This window comes from Vibrio ponticus (genome assembly GCF_009938225.1).
Taxonomy (GTDB): Bacteria; Pseudomonadota; Gammaproteobacteria; order Enterobacterales; family Vibrionaceae; genus Vibrio; species Vibrio ponticus.
The window spans coordinates 3,185,588-3,203,468 of the sequence record NZ_AP019657.1 but is presented as its reverse complement, the minus strand read 5'-3'; the positions used below and the strand labels follow the sequence as shown (position 1 = coordinate 3,203,468).

25 protein-coding genes and 1 pseudogene are annotated in these 17,881 nt (G+C 45.8%); 6 read left to right on the top strand and 20 right to left on the bottom strand.

What is annotated here, in order from left to right:
• Positions 1-11 precede the first annotated feature (11 nt).
• From cysN to GZN30_RS14520, 4 genes and pseudogenes are all read right to left on the bottom strand, one after another.
• Entirely contained in the window at positions 12-1,439 is a 1,428-nt protein-coding gene (cysN, locus tag GZN30_RS14535; RefSeq protein ID WP_075651910.1) for a sulfate adenylyltransferase subunit CysN, read from the bottom strand.
• A gap of 20 nt (positions 1,440-1,459) precedes the next feature.
• A pseudogene (cysD, locus tag GZN30_RS14530) lies at positions 1,460-2,380 on the bottom strand (sulfate adenylyltransferase subunit CysD); the annotation flags it as partial.
• A gap of 39 nt (positions 2,381-2,419) precedes the next feature.
• Entirely contained in the window at positions 2,420-3,301 is an 882-nt protein-coding gene (gene cobA / locus GZN30_RS14525) for a uroporphyrinogen-III C-methyltransferase (protein ID WP_075651906.1), read from the bottom strand.
• Positions 3,285-3,446: a hypothetical protein gene (locus GZN30_RS14520; RefSeq protein WP_161987057.1), complete on the bottom strand. Its 162-nt coding sequence runs from the start codon at positions 3,444-3,446 to the stop codon at positions 3,285-3,287. Before GZN30_RS14520 ends, cobA begins: the two co-directional genes overlap by 17 nt.
• A gap of 147 nt (positions 3,447-3,593) precedes the next feature.
• Here GZN30_RS14520 and cpdB point away from each other — a divergent pair, with 147 nt between their 5' ends.
• From cpdB to GZN30_RS14500, 4 genes are all read left to right on the top strand, one after another.
• Entirely contained in the window at positions 3,594-5,555 is a 1,962-nt protein-coding gene (cpdB, locus tag GZN30_RS14515) for a 2',3'-cyclic-nucleotide 2'-phosphodiesterase (protein ID WP_075651904.1), read from the top strand.
• A gap of 119 nt (positions 5,556-5,674) precedes the next feature.
• Positions 5,675-6,229, top strand: a complete 555-nt coding sequence (locus GZN30_RS14510) for a Crp/Fnr family transcriptional regulator (protein ID WP_075651902.1) — start codon at positions 5,675-5,677, stop codon at positions 6,227-6,229.
• Between the two features lie 112 nt (positions 6,230-6,341).
• Positions 6,342-6,791, top strand: coding sequence for a GNAT family N-acetyltransferase (locus tag GZN30_RS14505; RefSeq protein WP_075651935.1), 450 nt, complete (start codon positions 6,342-6,344; stop codon positions 6,789-6,791).
• Between the two features lie 2 nt (positions 6,792-6,793).
• Complete coding sequence (locus tag GZN30_RS14500) at positions 6,794-7,663, top strand: DMT family transporter (protein WP_075651900.1); 870 nt, start codon at positions 6,794-6,796, stop codon at positions 7,661-7,663.
• Between the two features lie 28 nt (positions 7,664-7,691).
• Here GZN30_RS14500 and GZN30_RS14495 read toward each other — a convergent pair whose 3' ends face one another.
• Complete coding sequence (locus tag GZN30_RS14495) at positions 7,692-8,252, bottom strand: LysM-like peptidoglycan-binding domain-containing protein (protein WP_075651898.1); 561 nt, start codon at positions 8,250-8,252, stop codon at positions 7,692-7,694.
• Positions 8,253-8,566: 314 nt separating this feature from the next.
• Here GZN30_RS14495 and GZN30_RS14490 point away from each other — a divergent pair, with 314 nt between their 5' ends.
• Together GZN30_RS14490 and GZN30_RS14485 are read left to right on the top strand one after the other, a co-directional pair.
• Positions 8,567-9,187, top strand: coding sequence for an FKBP-type peptidyl-prolyl cis-trans isomerase (locus GZN30_RS14490; protein ID WP_075651896.1), 621 nt, complete (start codon positions 8,567-8,569; stop codon positions 9,185-9,187).
• 93 nt (positions 9,188-9,280) lie between these two features.
• A complete protein-coding gene (locus GZN30_RS14485) occupies positions 9,281-9,766 on the top strand; it encodes a DUF2780 domain-containing protein (protein ID WP_075651894.1) in 486 nt (161 codons plus the stop codon).
• A gap of 281 nt (positions 9,767-10,047) precedes the next feature.
• Here the strand turns inward: GZN30_RS14485 and rplQ are convergent, their stop codons facing one another.
• The 15 genes from rplQ to rplE form a co-directional block, all read right to left on the bottom strand.
• Entirely contained in the window at positions 10,048-10,431 is a 384-nt protein-coding gene (gene rplQ / locus GZN30_RS14480; RefSeq protein ID WP_039430775.1) for a 50S ribosomal protein L17, read from the bottom strand.
• Positions 10,432-10,457: 26 nt separating this feature from the next.
• Positions 10,458-11,450 (bottom strand): DNA-directed RNA polymerase subunit alpha, encoded by a 993-nt coding sequence (locus GZN30_RS14475; RefSeq protein WP_075651020.1) that lies wholly within the window; start codon positions 11,448-11,450, stop codon positions 10,458-10,460.
• Between the two features lie 24 nt (positions 11,451-11,474).
• On the bottom strand, positions 11,475-12,095 hold the full coding sequence (gene rpsD, locus GZN30_RS14470) for a 30S ribosomal protein S4 (protein WP_021708922.1): 621 nt from the start codon (positions 12,093-12,095) through the stop codon (positions 11,475-11,477).
• Between the two features lie 27 nt (positions 12,096-12,122).
• Positions 12,123-12,512, bottom strand: a complete 390-nt coding sequence (gene rpsK, locus GZN30_RS14465) for a 30S ribosomal protein S11 (protein WP_001118870.1) — start codon at positions 12,510-12,512, stop codon at positions 12,123-12,125.
• Between the two features lie 18 nt (positions 12,513-12,530).
• Positions 12,531-12,887, bottom strand: coding sequence for a 30S ribosomal protein S13 (gene rpsM / locus GZN30_RS14460; RefSeq protein WP_075651022.1), 357 nt, complete (start codon positions 12,885-12,887; stop codon positions 12,531-12,533).
• 148 nt (positions 12,888-13,035) lie between these two features.
• Positions 13,036-13,149, bottom strand: a complete 114-nt coding sequence (gene rpmJ / locus GZN30_RS14455) for a 50S ribosomal protein L36 (protein ID WP_000868186.1) — start codon at positions 13,147-13,149, stop codon at positions 13,036-13,038.
• Positions 13,150-13,188: 39 nt separating this feature from the next.
• Positions 13,189-14,523 carry a preprotein translocase subunit SecY gene (gene secY, locus GZN30_RS14450; RefSeq protein ID WP_075651024.1) on the bottom strand — a complete coding sequence of 445 codons (1,335 nt, stop codon included), beginning with the start codon at positions 14,521-14,523 and terminating at the stop codon, positions 13,189-13,191.
• Between the two features lie 20 nt (positions 14,524-14,543).
• The gene (gene rplO / locus GZN30_RS14445; protein WP_075651026.1) at positions 14,544-14,978 is read right to left on the bottom strand and encodes a 50S ribosomal protein L15; all 435 of its coding nucleotides are present in this window, start codon (positions 14,976-14,978) and stop codon (positions 14,544-14,546) included.
• A 5-nt stretch (positions 14,979-14,983) separates the two neighbouring features.
• Entirely contained in the window at positions 14,984-15,160 is a 177-nt protein-coding gene (gene rpmD / locus GZN30_RS14440) for a 50S ribosomal protein L30 (protein WP_000201159.1), read from the bottom strand.
• A 7-nt stretch (positions 15,161-15,167) separates the two neighbouring features.
• Entirely contained in the window at positions 15,168-15,671 is a 504-nt protein-coding gene (gene rpsE / locus GZN30_RS14435; RefSeq protein WP_075651028.1) for a 30S ribosomal protein S5, read from the bottom strand.
• 14 nt (positions 15,672-15,685) lie between these two features.
• Positions 15,686-16,039 (bottom strand): 50S ribosomal protein L18, encoded by a 354-nt coding sequence (rplR, locus tag GZN30_RS14430; RefSeq protein ID WP_075651030.1) that lies wholly within the window; start codon positions 16,037-16,039, stop codon positions 15,686-15,688.
• Positions 16,040-16,048: 9 nt separating this feature from the next.
• Positions 16,049-16,582, bottom strand: coding sequence for a 50S ribosomal protein L6 (gene rplF / locus GZN30_RS14425; protein WP_075651032.1), 534 nt, complete (start codon positions 16,580-16,582; stop codon positions 16,049-16,051).
• Between the two features lie 10 nt (positions 16,583-16,592).
• The gene (rpsH, locus tag GZN30_RS14420; protein WP_075651034.1) at positions 16,593-16,985 is read right to left on the bottom strand and encodes a 30S ribosomal protein S8; all 393 of its coding nucleotides are present in this window, start codon (positions 16,983-16,985) and stop codon (positions 16,593-16,595) included.
• Between the two features lie 29 nt (positions 16,986-17,014).
• A complete protein-coding gene (rpsN, locus tag GZN30_RS14415) occupies positions 17,015-17,320 on the bottom strand; it encodes a 30S ribosomal protein S14 (protein ID WP_075651036.1) in 306 nt (101 codons plus the stop codon).
• A 17-nt stretch (positions 17,321-17,337) separates the two neighbouring features.
• Complete coding sequence (rplE, locus tag GZN30_RS14410; protein ID WP_075651038.1) at positions 17,338-17,877, bottom strand: 50S ribosomal protein L5; 540 nt, start codon at positions 17,875-17,877, stop codon at positions 17,338-17,340.
• Positions 17,878-17,881: the final 4 nt, after the last annotated feature.

Here is a 17,881-nt window from a genome sequence, read left to right as displayed (position 1 = left end):
TAGTCACTTCACTACTTCAATAACTGTGAAAGATCCTTCGCACCCCAGTGAGGGAAATGCTTACGAACTAACGCGTTAAGCTCCACTTCAAAGGCAGAAAAATCGCCAGCTTTTTGCTCAATCTGACTCAAGCTCTCACGTACTAAGCCCGCACCAACCGTAACGTTAGTCAGACGATCAATCACCACAAAGCCACCGGTATCTTGGCACTCGGTATAGCTATCTAAAGCCACAGATTCGGTTAGACTCCACTCACACAAACCAATCCCGTTCAATGGCAACTCCGCTGCACTGTGAGTCGAAAGATTGTTAATGTCGTATTGATGGCGAATCGCTTCAACGCGCCCTACCGTCTTTTTGCCGGCTATCTTGATGTCGTATTCACGACCAGGTTGCAGCGGTTGTTCCGTCATCCACACCACATCAGCAAGTAAGTGGTTACTTGACGTCACCTCAGCTTGGTTAAGCACCAAGAGATCACCGCGACTGATGTCAATCTCATCTGCCAAGGTTAGCGTCACCGCTTGACCTGAATGGGCAGTTTCTAGGTCGCCATCAAACGTTACAATACGCGCAACTTTCGAACTCTTGCCCGATGGCAGAGCCGTCACTTGATCGCCCACACTCACGCTACCGGAAGCAATCGTGCCGGCAAAACCGCGGAAATCGAGGTTCGGACGATTAACGTATTGAATTGGGAAACGGAATTCACCGACTTCTTTTTCTTGATCCACATCGACGCTTTCAAGAATATCCAGCAGTGGTTTACCTTCAAACCAGCTCATTTTCGGGCTGGCTTCCACCACGTTATCGCCTTCTAATGCTGATAACGGGATGATCTGAATATCAATTTCACCGTGAAGGTTTTTCGAAAACTCCAAATATTCATCGCGAATCTGCTCAAAACGATCTTGTGAGTAATCCACTAGATCCATTTTGTTGACTGCCACTACAAAATGCTTCAGTCCCAACAGATTAGAAATAAATGAATGGCGACGCGTTTGATCCAACACGCCTTTACGTGCATCAATCAAGATCACTGCGAGATCACAAGTCGATGCTCCGGTTGCCATATTACGCGTGTATTGCTCATGCCCTGGCGTATCCGCAATGATGAATTTACGCTTCTGCGTCGAGAAGTAACGGTACGCGACATCAATAGTGATGCCCTGTTCACGTTCAGCCTGTAAACCATCAACTAACAGCGCTAAATCCGGGCGCTCACCCGTGGTACCCACTCGTTGGCTGTCTGAGTGCACCGCTGCCAATTGATCTTCATAAATTTGTTTTGAGTCATGGAGCAAGCGACCGATCAAAGTACTCTTGCCATCGTCCACTGAGCCACACGTTAGGAATCTAAGTAGTGACTTGTACTGGTGTTGTTTTAGGTATCCCTCGATCCCTAACTCAGCTAATTGAGCTTCTACTGCACTGTTCATGTTGTTTCCTTAGATCCTTTTTAGAAGTAACCCTGACGCTTTTTCAATTCCATCGATCCAGACTGATCATGGTCGATCGCGCGACCTTGACGCTCACTGGACGTTGCAACCAGCATCTCTTCGATAATGCCGGTTAGCGTATTGGCTTCTGACTCAATCGCGCCTGTCAGTGGGTAGCAACCTAGTGTGCGGAAGCGAACACTTTTCTCTTCAATCACTTCGCCTGGTTGTAATTCCATGCGGTCATCATCAACCATGATCAGCATGCCATCACGCTCAACAACTGGGCGTTTATCAGCTAGGTAAAGCGGAACAATTTCGATGTTTTCTAGGTAGATGTACTGCCAGATATCCAACTCAGTCCAATTCGACAGTGGGAAAACGCGAATGCTTTCGCCTTTGTTGATCTGACCGTTGTAGGTTTTCCACAACTCAGGGCGCTGATTCTTCGGATCCCAAGTGTGGTTCTTATCGCGGAATGAATAGACACGCTCTTTCGCGCGTGATTTTTCTTCGTCACGACGCGCACCACCAAAGGCAGCATCAAAGCCATATTTGTTCAGCGCTTGCTTCAAACCCTGAGTTTTCATGATGTCAGTATGTTTCGATGAGCCGTGCACAAACGGGCTACAGCCCATTGCGAGACCTTCTGGGTTCTTATGTACCAAAAGCTCAAAGCCATACTTTTCCGCTGTTTTATCGCGGAACTCGATCATCTGTTTAAATTTCCAATCGGTATCAACATGCAGTAGCGGGAAAGGAATTTTGCCAGGGTAAAATGCTTTCCTTGCTAAGTGCAACATTACCGATGAGTCTTTCCCGATGGAATACATCATTACCGGGTTATCAAACTCTGCCGCGACTTCACGAATAATGTGAATACTCTCGGCTTCTAACTGTTTAAGGTGAGTTAAACGTTCTTGGTCCATGTCGGTGCTTCCTTTGCGGCTCTTACGAGCGTTTCGGCTAGTCTTTAATCTTTATGCGTAATGACGTTGCGTTACTTTATTGTTTAAAGTGGCGTTCTCTTCTTGATTGAACCACTGTAATTTCTCAGCCAGCGCGACCACTTCACCTACCACGATAAGCGATGGTGACTCAGCGTCTTGCGCTAACGTTGCCAGCTCAGAGAGCTCGCCTTTGAATACTTTTTGACAGCTTTGTGTACCGCGCTCGATGATGGCGATAGGTGTTGAAGCTTTTCGCCCATGGCTAACCAATTGCTGCTGGATATAGTCTGACTTCATCAGACCCATATAAATCACTAGGGTTTGATTACCGCGAGCGAGCGTCGACCAATCCATATCGTCGCTTTCCGCTTTCAAATGACCGGTAATAAACATCGCGGTTTGCGCATAATCTCGGTGAGTCAGGGGAATACCAGCATAAGCGGTTGCGCCTGCGGCAGCGGTTATGCCTGGAATCACCTGAAAACGCACGCCAGCCTCAGCTAACACTTCAAGCTCTTCGCCACCGCGACCAAACACAAATGGATCGCCGCCTTTAATGCGCACAACCTTGTGACCTTGCTTGGCAAAATCAACTAATAGTTGATTGGTTTTCTCTTGAGGAACACTGTGGTGCCCGGCACGTTTACCCACGCAGACTAAAATAGTGCTGTCTGGTATAAGCGCTAAAATGTCATCCGAAACCAAGTAGTCGTACAGCACAACATCGGCTTGTTGAATAAAGCTCAACGCTTTAATCGTCAGCAACTCAGCGTCGCCAGGACCGGCGCCAACTAAAGCAACTTCACCAGCACGTAACTGACTCGTGGTTTTAAAGCTTGGGCGATGACTATTATTTTGTGTGGTGCGTAAGTGGTTCAGTGGAAACTGAGACACTTTATCCTTGCTCGCCATAATGCATTCCTTCCATGTGAATGATTGCATTATGACCTTCTAGATATATTACCTGAAATTCTAAAATTTCATTTTTTATACCAATAACTGATAAGGCAGGAAAAACAACGCCTTTTAAACTGCAATCAACAGCGTGCTGTTGCACAGATACTCACCAATTCTGCGAATACGGTGACAGAACAGCATTTAGTAAACGCGCAACTTCACAATTTGACATGCATCGAAATTATTGTTGCAGAGTAATTTGTTACATTACGCAACGTTAAAACTAACGCTATCGGAGCTAAACAACATGAAAGTGGCAGTGAAACCCCTAACCCTCGCTGTACTAGGCGGCATGCTAACTATGGCAAGCCCTGCAATGGCTGATACGATCAAACTGCGTATCATCGAAACCACAGACATCCACACTAACGTGATGGATTACGACTACTACAAAGACAGTCCGTCACAAAAGATTGGTTTAACTCGCACCGCTACTCTTGTTAAACAAGCTCGCGCTGAAGTTGAAAACAGCGTGTTAGTTGATAATGGTGACTTGATCCAAGGTAGCCCAATGGGTGACTACATGGCGGATAAAGGCATTGAAGTTGGTGAAGTACACCCAGTGTACAAAGCAATGAACCAGCTAGATTACGATGTGGGTAACATTGGTAACCACGAGTTTAACTACGGTCTAGAGTTCCTAGCTGAAACTCTCAACGATGCTGACTTCCCATACATCAGTGCGAACGTGTTCGACCAGAAAACCGGTGAACACTACTTCAAGCCATACATTATCAAAACACACACTTTCAAAGACGCTGATGGCGCTGAACAACAAATCAAAGTGGGTTACATTGGTTTTGTTCCACCACAAATCATGGTTTGGGATAAGAAGAACCTAGAAGGTAAAGTCTTCGCTAAAGACATCAAAGAAACCGCTGAACAGCTGGTGCCTAAGATGAAAGCGGAAGGCGCTGACGTTATCGTTGCGATCCCACACTCTGGTGTATCAATGGATCCACACAAAGTGGGCGCAGAAAACTCAACTTACTACCTATCAGAAGTTGAAGGTATCGATGCCATCGCATTTGGTCACTCACATGCGGTATTCCCAGGTAAAGGCTTTGATAACCTACCAGGCGTAGACAACAAGAACGGTACTATCAATGGCGTTGCCGCGGTTATGCCGGGTCGTTGGGGCGACCATGTTGGTGTAATCGACCTAGTACTAGAGCAAAAAGATGGTAAGTGGGAAGTCACTTCAGGTAAAACTGAAGCTCGTCCAATCTTCGACAAAGTAAATAAGAAAGCGCTAGTTGAAGCAGATCAAGGCATCGTAAAAGCACTAGAAGCTGACCATAAAGGTACGCGTGAGTTTGTTAACCAACCAATCGGTCAATCAAACGATGTGATGTACAGCTTCCTAGCACTTGTGCAAGATGATCCAACCGTACAGATCGTTAACCTAGCACAGAAAGACTACGTTGAGCGCTTCATTCAAGGCGACCCAGATCTTGCCGATATCCCTGTACTATCAGCAGCAGCGCCGTTTAAAGCGGGCGGTCGTAAAGATGACCCATCAGGCTTTACTGAAGTGGAATCTGGTCAGCTAACTTTCCGTAACGCGGCAGACCTTTACCTCTACCCGAACACGCTTGTTGCTCTAAAAATGACAGGCAACGAAGTGAAAGAGTGGCTTGAGTGTGCAGCTGGTCAGTTTAACCAAATCGACGTGAACAGCACGGCGCCACAAACCCTGATCAACTGGGATGGTTTCCGTACTTACAACTTTGACGTTATCGATGGCGTAAACTACCAAGTTGATGTGACTCAACCTGCGAAATACGACGGTGACTGTAAGCTAGTGAACCCAGACTCAACGCGTATCCAAAATCTGACTTACCAAGGTAAGCCGATCGATATGAAGCAAGAGTTCATCGTAGCAACCAACAACTACCGTGCATACAGCGACAAGTTCCCTGGCACTGGTAGCGACCACGTTGCATTCGATTCTCCAGATGAAAACCGCTCAGTGGTGGCATCTTACATCTCTCGCGTAAGCAAAGAGAAAGGTGAAGTAACACCAAGTGCAGACAACAACTGGACATTTGCACCAATTAAAGCAGACAAAGCACTGGATATTCGTTTTGAAACGTCACCAAGTGACAAAGCAGCGAAATTCATTAAAGAGAAAGGTCAGTACCCAATGAAACAAGTGGCGACTGATGATATCGGCTTTGCGATTTACCAAATCGATCTGCAAAAATAATATCTTGCCCTGATCCTATACCTGAGTGATGCGAGGTGAGTGTTTGCTAACTTCTAATCACCAAGGTATAGGTGTTAATATCAAGCCGCTGTAGCGGCTTTTTTATTTTGGGAGTATATATGCTGGCTAAGTTTCGTCACCACCTCATCGAGCAAGGCTTTTCCGATCCTGAAGTGAACCAACTCAGCTCGCTTGCCAAACCGCTAGAGCTGCCAACGCGCCATATTCTTATTGAGCAAGGTGCGCTGGCTGACAGTTTCTATTTTGTTCTCGATGGACTGTGCCACGCGAGTTACTTAACTGAACAAGGTAAAGAATTCAGTAAAGAATTCTACTGGGAGCTCGATTGGATCATTGGCTTTGAAAGCCTGATTAAACAGCAGCCGTCCGCATTTCTACTTGAAACTTTAACCCCGTGTGAGTTGATGTGTTTACCGATTGAGACTCTTAACCAATGGCGCAACGACAATCACCCTATCTACCTAAAGCTGGTCGAAACCCAATTGATGCATAAGGAAAATAAAGAACGTTTTATGCTGCTTTATAGTGCCGAGCAACGCTACCAACTGTTCTGTGAAAACTTTGCCGATTTGGAACAAAGGTTGAGTGACTATCAAATTGCCGCCTACTTAGGCATTACGCCCGTCAGCTTGAGCCGAATTAAAAACCGCTAATTTCAAAATCGGTTGATTTAAAAATCATCGTGGTGAATAACAATTGTTAATGCCGCAGAAAGAGAAACTTGCTAATTTACTCTACAGTCAATTTCTTCATTCTTGCATCACTATGATTACTTGGAAGTTAATCCCCTTTTCTCAACTTAGTAATATTGAGCTGTACCAGTTAATTAAGCTGCGTGTCGATGTATTTGTCGTCGAACAAAACTGCCCTTATCCAGAACTGGATGGCAAAGATATCTTGGATGGTGTCTACCATTTACTCGGCTACCAAAATGATCAATTGGTCGCTTGCTCGCGTTTACTGCCAAAAGGCACTACTTACCCATCCGTCAGTATTGGTCGCGTGGCAACCTTAGCCAATGCGCGCGGAAATGGTTTGGGGCATCAACTGCTCAAACAAGCCATCATCGAATGTGAACAACTTTGGCCACAAGAATCGATAGAAATTGGCGCTCAACAACACCTTACCGCTTTCTACCAACAACACGGCTTTCAACAAACGTCTGACATGTACTTAGAAGATGGCATCCCACACGTTGATATGCTGCGTGAGTGATATTGGTGCAGTGGTCAGCCGCTAGCTTGGCAATTTTACTCCTCGTCGTCGGGAACCTCGCCGCATCACTTTCCGACGTGGCGGTAAAACTGCTCAATGGTGAGATCAGCTCGTTTCAATACGTGTTTATGCGTCAGCTACTGTCAGTACTGATTATCTTACCGTTGTGGTGGAAGCAACCTGCCAGTCAGCGAGCACTAACGGCACCTGGGGTGATTGGCATACGTGCGGTTTTAATCATGCTCGGCAGCGGATGCATGATGATAGCAATCACTCACTTACCGCTAGCAACTGCCAACGCGGTTTTCTATGCTGCGCCCCTTATCATGCTGCCACTTTCAGTATGGATACTCAAAGAAATACCACCACTGGCAAAAGTGCTGGCGACCAGTATTGGGTTTGTTGGGGTCTTAATGGTACTCAGACCCTCTCAATTTCATTGGGCTGCCTGGTTTGCCTTAGGTACCGCGACCACGCTGGCGGTATTTAATATTTTGGCGCGTAAACTTCCGCCGGAACAACCGGTAATCACAACGCTATTTTGGACTTCAGTGATGACCGTACCGCTATCAGGCATTATGGCAGCGCTATATTGGCAGCCAATCACCCTCGAACAAGTCGGTCTGGTGGCACTCAGTGCTGGGCTAATTTTGACATACAACGGCTTAGCGGTAATGGCGTATAGAAAAGCGCCGGCAGGGCAAATTGCTTTGGCTGAATATTCTGGCTTAGTTTTTGTGGTCATCATCGGCATCTGGGGATTTAATGAGATACCAGATAGCCTGACCACGCTGGGGATAGCCATGATTATTTTGCCACTACTGCCTTATAGAGAGATTCTGCAGCGGCGCTCGATACGCCGCGCAAAGTAAGCACACTAAAGTAAGCATGACAGATACGTTATTTTTGCTGGGCAAAGCCGCCATCAGAAACGCGGAAGAACATCACTGACTTAGTTGCCTTTTCAAGTTGTAGCATATCAAGTGAACCGTCAGCGTTAATCTTAAAGCGCACCAATTGACCCGCCTTAATATGGCTTAGCGGCTTATCACTACTTTCGATTTTCACCAGTGCATTCAGATCAGACATTGGTAGGTTATTAGCACGAAACACTTGTGCAAGCGTATCGCCCGATTTTACGGTGTATTCTTTCCATTGGTCAGATTGGAGAGGCTGTGGTTTCGGCTCACCTTGCTCACTCAAACTCTGCGTATTAACCTCTACCGCCACGCGCTTTGCTTCTACGCTCTCTTGCTGCGGTTGGCTTTGAGGAAACGGAATAACGATTAACAGCAGAACCACTGGTACCAATACCATCAAAGCACGCTGGTGCAGTTTCGGCAATTGCTGCCAACGATCCAGCAACTGTTGTTTCATGTTAGTCCAATCGATGGCTTGTAGCTTATCCTTGGCTAATTGAATGTAATCGACTTGTTGTGGCTTTTTCTTACGGCGATTCATTGCAACCCGTCTCCAAAATTCTCTGGCTTTAAGTATAAAAACCTAGCGTCTCCGAGTATAGGAAATTCCAACGTTGAAAGTAATGCTCCTGTCAAATCTCACACTTTAAGCCCAAAACTCAGACTTAACTCTCATTCTAATTTAGCTATCGCCGAACCTAGCTTGGCTGTCGGTCAGTTCAAGCGGCAATAAACAACAGTGATTAGTCTCTTAATCCTGCATATTGAAACAAGTTCGCTAGAGTTGCGACGTTTCATCCATCACTCTTTACTGGTATCCTTAAACACTTTATACACCCATGAAAGAGAGACACCATGTCTGAAGTTAAATTTGAAACTGTAGAGCAAAAAGCTAGCTACGGTATTGGTCTACAAATGGGTCAGCAACTAGCAGGTGCTGGTCTTGAAGGTCTAAATGTTGATGCTATCGCTGCAGGTATCGCAACTGCACTAACTGGTGACATGCCAGCTATCGAAATCGACGAAATCAACAACGCTCTTCAAGAGATGCAAATGCGTGCAGAAGCAGCTCGTCAAGAAGCAGCTAAAGCTGCTGCAGCTGACGGTGAAGCTTTCCTAAAAGACAACGCTCTACGTCCAGAAGTAAACGTTCTTGAGTCTGGTCTTCAGTACGAAATCATCACTGAAGGTACTGGTGAAATCCCAACTTCTGACAAGCAAGTTCGCGTTCACTACCACGGTGAGCTAACTGACGGTACTGTATTTGACAGCTCTGTATCTCGCGGTCAACCAGCTGAGTTCCCAGTAACTGGCGTAATCAAAGGTTGGGTTGAAGCACTACAACTAATGCCTGTAGGTTCTAAGTGGAAACTATACATCCCACAAGACCTTGCATACGGTGAGCGTGGTGCAGGTGCAGCGATTCCTCCGTTCGCAGCACTAGTATTCGAAGTAGAACTACTAGATATCCTATAAGTTAAGAAAACTTAGTTATTGAAAAAGCGACGCTCAGCGTCGCTTTTTTTTGACTAAAATAAAGCTTATAGCAAAACCAAAAGGAATAGCTCAATGAAAAAAGCCTCAACTGCAACTCTGATCTTATTACTGTTTACCACCGGTGCTTATGCGGGTTCGTGGCTTGACTCGATCAGTGATAAAGACACACAAGAGAGCATCTCTAAATTGGTAACAGAACATAGTGAAATCGCTGACCACAGCATTCCGCTAAGTGGCATTCTAGCTGACAAACTTCCTGTCACCACCGAGCAAGCACTAGGAGGCAGTGGTGCGCTACTAGGACTAGCACAGCAACAGCTATCGTCAGCGGATCTATCAGAACTCGAATCACTGATCCCTTGGTCTTCGAATTTACCTGACATGCAAGGCATTGTCGGCAACATCGAAAATATGCAGGCGGTAAACAAAGCGTTTGAAAGCGTAGGACTGGACCCATCAATGGTAAACCAATTTGTTCCAGTGATTCTTGACTACTTAAAAGAGAGTGGCGCAAGTGAAGGGCTACTTGGCTCATTAAGCAGTTTATGGAAAGCTTAACCGGCAAACTTATACCAATCAGGATAAGTAAATGGTCAGGAAATTGCTCAAGGAAAATCGCTTAGAACTAGGCGCAGATTGCCGCTAACTAGTTATTCTAATTACAAAATCTGCAACAACGTTATCAGCGATTTTAATCAGCATGAATGATCAAAGACTTATGCTGATTGGTATTAAATACAACAAAGCGATAGATTAGTATCTATCGCTTTTTTATTGTTTGTTTTCTAGATACAAAAAAGCCGAGCTTATGCTCGGCTTTTTCGTTCTTTCGAACCTGATTACTCAGCAGCAGTTTCTTCAGCAGCTGGGCGATCTACAAGCTCAATGTAAGCCATTGGAGCTTTGTCACCAGCACGGAAGCCAGCTTTTAGGATACGAGTGTAACCGCCCTGACGAGCAGCAAAACGTGGACCTAGTTCGTTAAACAGTTTTGCAACTACTTCGTTATCACGAGTGCGTGCAAATGCAAGACGACGGTTAGCAACACTGTCAGTCTTAGCTAGTGTAATCAAAGGCTCAACTACGCGACGTAGCTCTTTTGCTTTAGGCAATGTAGTCTTGATAACTTCATGACGTACTAAAGAGCTAGCCATATTGCTGAACATCGCTTTACGATGTGAGCTGTTGCGGTTGAGTTGACGACCACTCTTACGATGGCGCATGACCTAATCCTTCTAACTAGTATCGATTAATCTTCAGCGATAGACGCTGGTGGCCAGTTTTCTAGGCGCATGCCCAGAGAAAGACCACGTGATGCAAGTACGTCTTTAATCTCAGTAAGAGATTTTTTACCAAGGTTTGGCGTTTTAAGTAGCTCAACCTCAGTACGCTGTACAAGATCACCGATGTAGTGAATCGCTTCTGCTTTCAGACAGTTAGCAGAGCGAACTGTTAGTTCAAGATCGTCTACAGGACGCAGTAGGATCGGATCGAATTCAGGCTTCTCTTCCTTCTCCTCAGGTACACGTACATCACGTAGATCTACGAACGCATCTAGTTGCTCAGCTAGGATAGTAGCTGCGCGACGGATTGCTTCCTCAGGATCAAGAGTACCGTTCGTTTCCATATCGATTACAAGCTTGTCTAGGTCTGTACGTTGCTCTACACGAGCCGCGTCAACAGAGTAAGCAATCTTGTCTACTGGACTGTATGTTGCATCAACCAGTAGGCGACCAATAGGGCGCTCATCTTCTTCAGTATGGATACGAGCAGAAGCAGGAACATAACCGCGACCACGTTCAACTTTGATGCGCATAGCGATCTCAGCGTTGTCATCCGTTAGGTGACAAATTACGTGTTCTGGGTTAACGATCTCTACATCACCATCATGGGTGATGTCACCTGCAACCACAGGGCCCGAGCCTGATTTGTTAAGCGTAATAAACACTTCATCTTTGCCTTCAGCAACGCGTACAGCAAGACCTTTAAGGTTAAGTAGGATTTCAAGAATATCTTCTTGAACGCCTTCTTTCGTGCTGTATTCGTGTAGAACGCCTTCAATCTCTACTTCTGTTACAGCACAACCTGGCATAGAAGATAGTAGAATACGGCGAAGTGCATTACCCAGAGTATGGCCAAAACCACGCTCTAACGGCTCAAGAGTTACTTTTGCGTGTGTCGTGCTGATTTGTTCGATGTCAACAAGACGTGGCTTAAGAAATTCTGTTACAGAACCCTGCATTGTGTCCTCTCTTTAGTTTAAACCTTACTTAGAGTAAAGCTCGACGATCAATTGTTCGTTGATGTCAGCTGATAGATCAGAACGCTCAGGCATACGCTTGAATGTACCTTCCATCTTACCGCCATCTACTTCAATCCAAGTTGGTTTTTCGCGTTGTTCTGCAACTTCTAGAGCTGCTTTAATGCGAGACTGCTGTTTAGCTTTCTCACGAATAGACACAACGTCGTTAGCCGCTACTTTGAAAGAAGGAACGTTTACAACTTTACCGTTAACTAGGATAGCTTTGTGGCTAACTAGCTGACGAGATTCAGCGCGAGTTGCACCAAAGCCCATACGGTAAACTACGTTATCAAGACGACCTTCAAGAAGTTGAAGCAGGTTTTCACCTGTGTTGCCTTTAAGGCGTGCAGCTTCTTTGTAGTAGTTACGGAATTGTTTTTCTAGAACGCCGTACATACGACGAACTTTTTGCTTCTCACGAAGCTGAACGCCATACTCAGATAGACGACCGCGACGAGCGCCGTGTACACCTGGTGCGTTATCAATTTTACACTTGGTATCGATCGCGCGAACACCAGACTTAAGGAATAAGTCAGTGCCTTCACGACGGCTAAGCTTCAGCTTAGGACCCAAATATCTTGCCATGATTCTTCTCCAATAGTCCTAGAAACGTTATACGCGACGTTTCTTAGGTGGACGACAACCGTTATGAGGGATTGGTGTAGCATCAACGATGTTTGTGATGCGGAAACCAGCTGCGTTCAGTGCGCGAACAGTAGATTCACGACCTGGACCAGGACCCTTAACCATAACTTCCAAGTTCTTAAGACCGTACTCTTTAGCCATTTCAGCACAACGCTCAGCAGCAACCTGTGCAGCGAACGGAGTAGACTTACGAGAACCACGGAAACCTGAACCACCTGCAGTAGCCCAAGCTAGTGCATTACCTTGACGGTCAGTAATGGTAACGATTGTGTTGTTGAAAGAAGCATGGATGTGCGCAACACCGTCTGCAACTTGTTTGCGAACGCGTTTACGCGCGCGAGTTGGTTGTTTAGCCATTGTACTCTACCTTCCCGATTATTTCTTGATCGGCTTACGCGGACCCTTGCGGGTGCGAGCGTTGGTTTTAGTACGCTGTCCACGTAGTGGTAGACTGCGACGATGACGAAGACCACGGTAACAGCCAAGGTCCATAAGACGCTTGATGTTCATTGATACTTCACGACGTAGATCACCTTCTACAGTGTACTTAGCTACACCATCACGCAGTTGATCGATCTGTTCATCAGATAGTTCACTGATCTTAACATCTTCAGCAATACCCACTTCAGCTAGGATAGCTTTAGAGCGAGTCTTACCGATGCCGTAGATCGCAGTTAGTGCGATTACAGCGTGTTTTTGATCAGGAATGTTAATGCCTGCTATACGGGCCATTATTCACTCCATAGTGTTTCTTAAAAGAATTAGCCGCAGCAAAGCCCGTCTCGGATACGCTGCGGAGTACTACTTCTTTTGCACGCAAAAGGTAGGCCGAGAAATATACTCGACACTACCTTACATTTCAAGTAAAAATTTCTGCTGATTAGCCTTGGCGCTGTTTATGCTTTGGCTCACTGCAAATCACGCGAACGACACCGTTACGCTTGATAACTTTACAGTTACGGCAGATTTTTTTAACGGAAGCACGAACTTTCATTGCTAAACTCCGTAAATGAAATCTGACACTACCGCCGAATTAACGGCCATAGCCTTTCAGATTCGCTTTCTTCAACACAGAATCATACTGTTGAGACATCAGATGAGTCTGTACCTGTGCCATAAAGTCCATGATAACCACAACTACGATTAGTAGTGATGTGCCGCCAAAGTAGAAACGTACGTTCCACGCGACCATCATGAACTCTGGGATCAGACAGATAAAGGTAATGTACATCGCGCCCGCTAGGGTTAAGCGTGTCATCACTTTATCAATGTACTTGGCTGTCTGCTCGCCTGGGCGGATGCCGGGTACGAATGCACCAGACTTCTTCAAGTTATCTGCCGTTTCACGCGGGTTGAAAACCAACGCCGTGTAGAAGAAGCAGAAGAAGATAATCGCTGCTGCATATAGCATTACATACAGAGGTTGACCTGGGCTAAGAGCCAAAGACACGTCAGTTAACCAACCGAACGCGCTGCTCTCACCATTCTGACCAAACCACTGAGCCAGTGTTCCTGGGAACAGGATAATGCTTGATGCAAAGATTGCTGGAATAACACCTGCCATATTAATTTTAAGTGGCAAGTGAGTGCTTTGCGCAGCAAATACTTTACGACCTTGTTGACGCTTCGCGTAGTTTACAACGATACGACGTTGACCACGCTCCATGAAAACAACAAAGTAGATTACTGCAAAAGCAAGTACACCAATCAACAGCAGAAGAAGTACATGCAGTTCACCTTGACGCGCCTGCTCGATTGTTTGACCGATTGCCGAAGGCAATCCAGCAACAATACCTGCAAAGATTAGTAATGAAATACCATTACCAATTCCACGCTCTGTAATTTGTTCACCTAACCACATTAGGAACATGGTACCGGTTACTAAACTTACGGTAGCAATTAGCGTAAACATGGTTTGGTTGATAACAACCAGATTATCGACCATGTTTGGTAAGCCAGTTGCAATACCAATAGCTTGGAATGTTGCAAGTACGAGCGTGCCATAGCGTGTATATTGGCTAATCTTACGACGGCCAGCTTCACCCTCTTTCTTGAGTTCAGCTAACGCTGGATGAACTACAGTTAGCAGTTGGACAACAATCGAAGCCGAAATATACGGCATGATGCCCAACGCTAATATAGATGCACGCTCAAGAGCACCACCGGAGAACATGTTAAACATTTCAACGATGGTACCTTTTTGCTGTTCGAACAAATCGGCAAGTACAGCTGCGTCAATACCAGGGATTGGTACGAAAGAACCTGCACGGAATACTAAAAGTGCACCTAATACAAACAATAGGCGCGATTTTAACTCCGCCAATCCATTCTTCGCACTACTAAAATCTTGTCCTGGTTTTTTAGCCATCTGTACCTTTCCTTCGAAGATTATTCTTCTACTTTACCGCCTGCAGCTTCGATAGCAGCTTTAGCGCCTTTAGTCACACGTAGACCTTTAACAGTCACTGACTTGCTGATTTCACCAGAAAGAACAACTTTTACGAATTCGATGTTCTTAGTGATTACGTTAGCAGCTTTCAGGCTGTTTAGATCTACTACGTCACCTTCAACTTTCGCTAGCTCAGCTAGACGAACTTCAGCAGACACTAGGCTCTTACGAGAAGTGAAACCGAATTTTGGTAGACGTTGTTTCAGAGGCATTTGACCGCCTTCAAAACCTGGACGAACTTTACCGCCAGAGCGTGACTTTTGACCTTTATGGCCACGGCCACCAGTTTTACCTAGGCCAGAACCAATACCGCGACCAAGACGCTTAGGAGCGTGCTTTGAGCCAGCAGCTGGTGCAAGAGTATTCAAACGCATTCTGATTACTCCTCAACTTTAACCATGTAGTAAACCTTGTTGATCATACCGCGAACGCACGGAGTATCTTCAAGTTCTACTGTGTGGTTGATTTTACGAAGACCTAGACCACGCAAAGTAGCTTTGTGCTTTGGTAGGCGGCCAATTGAGCTTTTAGTTTGAGTTACTTTAATAGTTGCCATGGTGTTCTTACTCCGAAATAGATTCAACAGTTAGACCACGTTTAGCAGCAACCATTTCTGGTGACTTAACGCTAGCTAGAGCATCGATCGTTGCACGAACGATGTTGATAGGGTTCGTAGAACCGTATGCTTTAGATAGTACGTTATGTACGCCAGCAACTTCTAGTACTGCACGCATCGCACCACCTGCGATAACACCAGTACCTTCTGCAGCAGGCTGCATGTAAACTTTAGAGCCCGAGTGGCGACCTTTCACTGGGTGGTGAAGAGTGCCTTCGTTTAGCGCAACAGTAATCATGTTACGACGCGCTTTTTCCATTGCTTTTTGGATCGCTGCAGGTACTTCACGAGCTTTGCCGTAACCGAAACCTACACGACCGTTACCGTCACCAACTACAGTTAGTGCAGTAAAGCTCATGATTCGACCACCTTTAACCGTTTTAGAAACGCGGTTAACTGCGATTAGCTTTTCTTGCAAATCATTCGCTTGAACTTGTTGTTCTTTAGCCATCTTCCAACCCTACCTTAGAATTTCAGACCAGCTTCGCGAGCAGATTCTGCTAGCGCCGCTACTCGACCGTGGTATTGGAAACCAGAACGATCGAATGCAACTGCAGATACGCCTTTTTCAAGAGCGCGCTCAGCAACAGCTTTACCTACTGCTTTAGCTGCATCGATGTTACCAGTGTATTTCACTTGCTCACGGATCGCTTTTTCTACAGTAGATGCTGCAGCGATAACTTCAGAGCCGTTAGCCGCAATCACCTGTGCGTACACGTGACGAGGAGTACGGTGTACTACTAGGCGAGTTGCACCCAGTTCTGCAATCTTACGACGTGCACGTGTAGCACGACGGATGCGAGATGCTTTCTTATCCATAGTGTTACCTTACTTCTTCTTAGCTTCTTTAGTACGCACATTTTCATCTGCGTAACGAACACCTTTACCTTTGTAAGGCTCAGGTTGACGGTAAGAACGAATGTCAGCCGCAACTTGACCAACTACTTGCTTATCGCAACCAGTTAGAATGATTTCAGTTTGGCTTGGACACTCAGCTGTTACGCCCGCTGGCAACTCGTGCTCAACAGGGTGTGAGAAGCCTAGTGTTAGACCTACAGCGTTGCCTTTGATAGCAGCACGGTAACCAACACCTTTAAGAACTAGCTTCTTCGTAAAGCCTTCAGTCACACCGATAACCATGTTGTTAACTAGAGCGCGAGCAGTACCTGCTTGAGCCCATGCGTTTACAACACCTTCTTTAGGACCGAATGTAAGGTTGTTTTCTTCCTGAGCGATCACTACAGCGTCGTTAAGTACGCGAGATAGCTCGCCCTTAGCGCCTTTGATAGTGATTTCTTGGCCGTTTAGTTTCACCTCTACGCCAGCTGGAATAGCGACAGGTGCTTTAGCAACACGAGACATAGTCTACTCCTTACGCAACGTAACAGATGATTTCACCACCAAGACCTGCTTTACGAGCAGCGCGGTCTGACATAAGACCCTTGGAAGTAGAAACGATAGCAACACCTAGGCCACCCATTACAGAAGGAAGTTGATCTTTCTTCTTGTAAACACGTAGACCTGGACGAGAAACACGCTTAAGTTGCTCGATTACTGGTTTAGCTTGGAAGTACTTAAGAGTAACTTCTAGCTCAGGTTTTGCTTCGCCTTCAACAGCGAAGTCAACGATGTAACCTTCAGCTTTCAGTAGTGCAGCAATTGCAACTTTAAGCTTTGAAGAAGGCATTTTAACAGCAACTTTATTTGCTGCCTGACCGTTACGAACGCGGGTCAGCATATCCGAAATCGGATCTTGCATGCTCATATGATTTACTCCAAATGATTAAGTGGCAATTACCAGCTAGCCTTACGAAGTCCAGGAATCTCGCCTTTCATGCAAGCTTCGCGAACTTTGATACGGCTTAGACCGAACTTACGTAGGTAACCGTGTGGGCGACCAGTTTGGTTGCAACGGTTGCGCTGACGTGATGCACTTGAATCGCGTGGAAGAGCTTGCAGTTTAAGAACTGCGTTCCAACGATCTTCTTCAGATGCGTTTACATCGCTAATGATAGCTTTAAGCGCTGCACGCTTTTCAGCGAACTTAGCTACTAGCTTCGCACGTTTTGCTTCACGTGCTTTCATCGAATTTTTAGCCATAACAGTAACCCTTCACCTTACTTACGGAATGGGAAGTTAAAGGCAGCCAGCAGAGCACGGCCTTCCTCATCGGAACCAGCAGACGTCGTGATAGTGATATCAAGACCGCGGACACGATCAACTTTATCAAAGTCGATTTCCGGGAAGATGATTTGCTCGCGAACGCCCATGCTGTAGTTACCGCGTCCGTCAAAAGACTTAGCGCTAACACCACGGAAGTCACGTACACGTGGAAGAGCGATGTTAATTAAACGCTCAAGAAAATCCCACATACGTTCGCCACGCAAGGTTACTTTACAACCGATTGGGTAGCCTTCACGGATTTTGAAACCAGCAACAGATTTGCGAGCTTTAGTGATAAGTGGCTTTTGACCAGAGATCGTTGCCATATCAGCAGCTGCGTTTTCTAGCAGTTTCTTATCGTTGATTGCTTCACCCACACCCATGTTAAGGGTGATCTTTTCGATTCTAGGGACTTGCATGACGCTTGAGTAGCTGAACTCTTTGGTCAGTTCAGCAACTACAGACGACTTGTAGTAATCATGCAGTTTCGCCATAGTA

Coding starts and splice junctions, on each gene's coding strand:
- cysN (WP_075651910.1), bottom strand. CDS start 1,439: ATGAACAGTGCAGTAGAAGCTCAATTAGCTGAGTTAGGGATCGAGGGA.
- cobA (WP_075651906.1), bottom strand. CDS start 3,301: ATGGCGAGCAAGGATAAAGTGTCTCAGTTTCCACTGAACCACTTACGC.
- cpdB (WP_075651904.1), top strand. CDS start 3,594: ATGAAAGTGGCAGTGAAACCCCTAACCCTCGCTGTACTAGGCGGCATG.
- GZN30_RS14510 (WP_075651902.1), top strand. CDS start 5,675: ATGCTGGCTAAGTTTCGTCACCACCTCATCGAGCAAGGCTTTTCCGAT.
- GZN30_RS14505 (WP_075651935.1), top strand. CDS start 6,342: ATGATTACTTGGAAGTTAATCCCCTTTTCTCAACTTAGTAATATTGAG.
- GZN30_RS14495 (WP_075651898.1), bottom strand. CDS start 8,252: ATGAATCGCCGTAAGAAAAAGCCACAACAAGTCGATTACATTCAATTA.
- GZN30_RS14490 (WP_075651896.1), top strand. CDS start 8,567: ATGTCTGAAGTTAAATTTGAAACTGTAGAGCAAAAAGCTAGCTACGGT.
- GZN30_RS14485 (WP_075651894.1), top strand. CDS start 9,281: ATGAAAAAAGCCTCAACTGCAACTCTGATCTTATTACTGTTTACCACC.
- rplQ (WP_039430775.1), bottom strand. CDS start 10,431: ATGCGCCATCGTAAGAGTGGTCGTCAACTCAACCGCAACAGCTCACAT.
- GZN30_RS14475 (WP_075651020.1), bottom strand. CDS start 11,450: ATGCAGGGTTCTGTAACAGAATTTCTTAAGCCACGTCTTGTTGACATC.
- rpsD (WP_021708922.1), bottom strand. CDS start 12,095: ATGGCAAGATATTTGGGTCCTAAGCTGAAGCTTAGCCGTCGTGAAGGC.
- rpsK (WP_001118870.1), bottom strand. CDS start 12,512: ATGGCTAAACAACCAACTCGCGCGCGTAAACGCGTTCGCAAACAAGTT.
- rpsM (WP_075651022.1), bottom strand. CDS start 12,887: ATGGCCCGTATAGCAGGCATTAACATTCCTGATCAAAAACACGCTGTA.
- rpmJ (WP_000868186.1), bottom strand. CDS start 13,149: ATGAAAGTTCGTGCTTCCGTTAAAAAAATCTGCCGTAACTGTAAAGTT.
- secY (WP_075651024.1), bottom strand. CDS start 14,523: ATGGCTAAAAAACCAGGACAAGATTTTAGTAGTGCGAAGAATGGATTG.
- rplO (WP_075651026.1), bottom strand. CDS start 14,978: ATGCGTTTGAATACTCTTGCACCAGCTGCTGGCTCAAAGCACGCTCCT.
- rpmD (WP_000201159.1), bottom strand. CDS start 15,160: ATGGCAACTATTAAAGTAACTCAAACTAAAAGCTCAATTGGCCGCCTA.
- rpsE (WP_075651028.1), bottom strand. CDS start 15,671: ATGGCTAAAGAACAACAAGTTCAAGCGAATGATTTGCAAGAAAAGCTA.
- rplR (WP_075651030.1), bottom strand. CDS start 16,039: ATGGATAAGAAAGCATCTCGCATCCGTCGTGCTACACGTGCACGTCGT.
- rplF (WP_075651032.1), bottom strand. CDS start 16,582: ATGTCTCGTGTTGCTAAAGCACCTGTCGCTATTCCAGCTGGCGTAGAG.
- rpsH (WP_075651034.1), bottom strand. CDS start 16,985: ATGAGCATGCAAGATCCGATTTCGGATATGCTGACCCGCGTTCGTAAC.
- rpsN (WP_075651036.1), bottom strand. CDS start 17,320: ATGGCTAAAAATTCGATGAAAGCACGTGAAGCAAAACGTGCGAAGCTA.
- rplE (WP_075651038.1), bottom strand. CDS start 17,877: ATGGCGAAACTGCATGATTACTACAAGTCGTCTGTAGTTGCTGAACTG.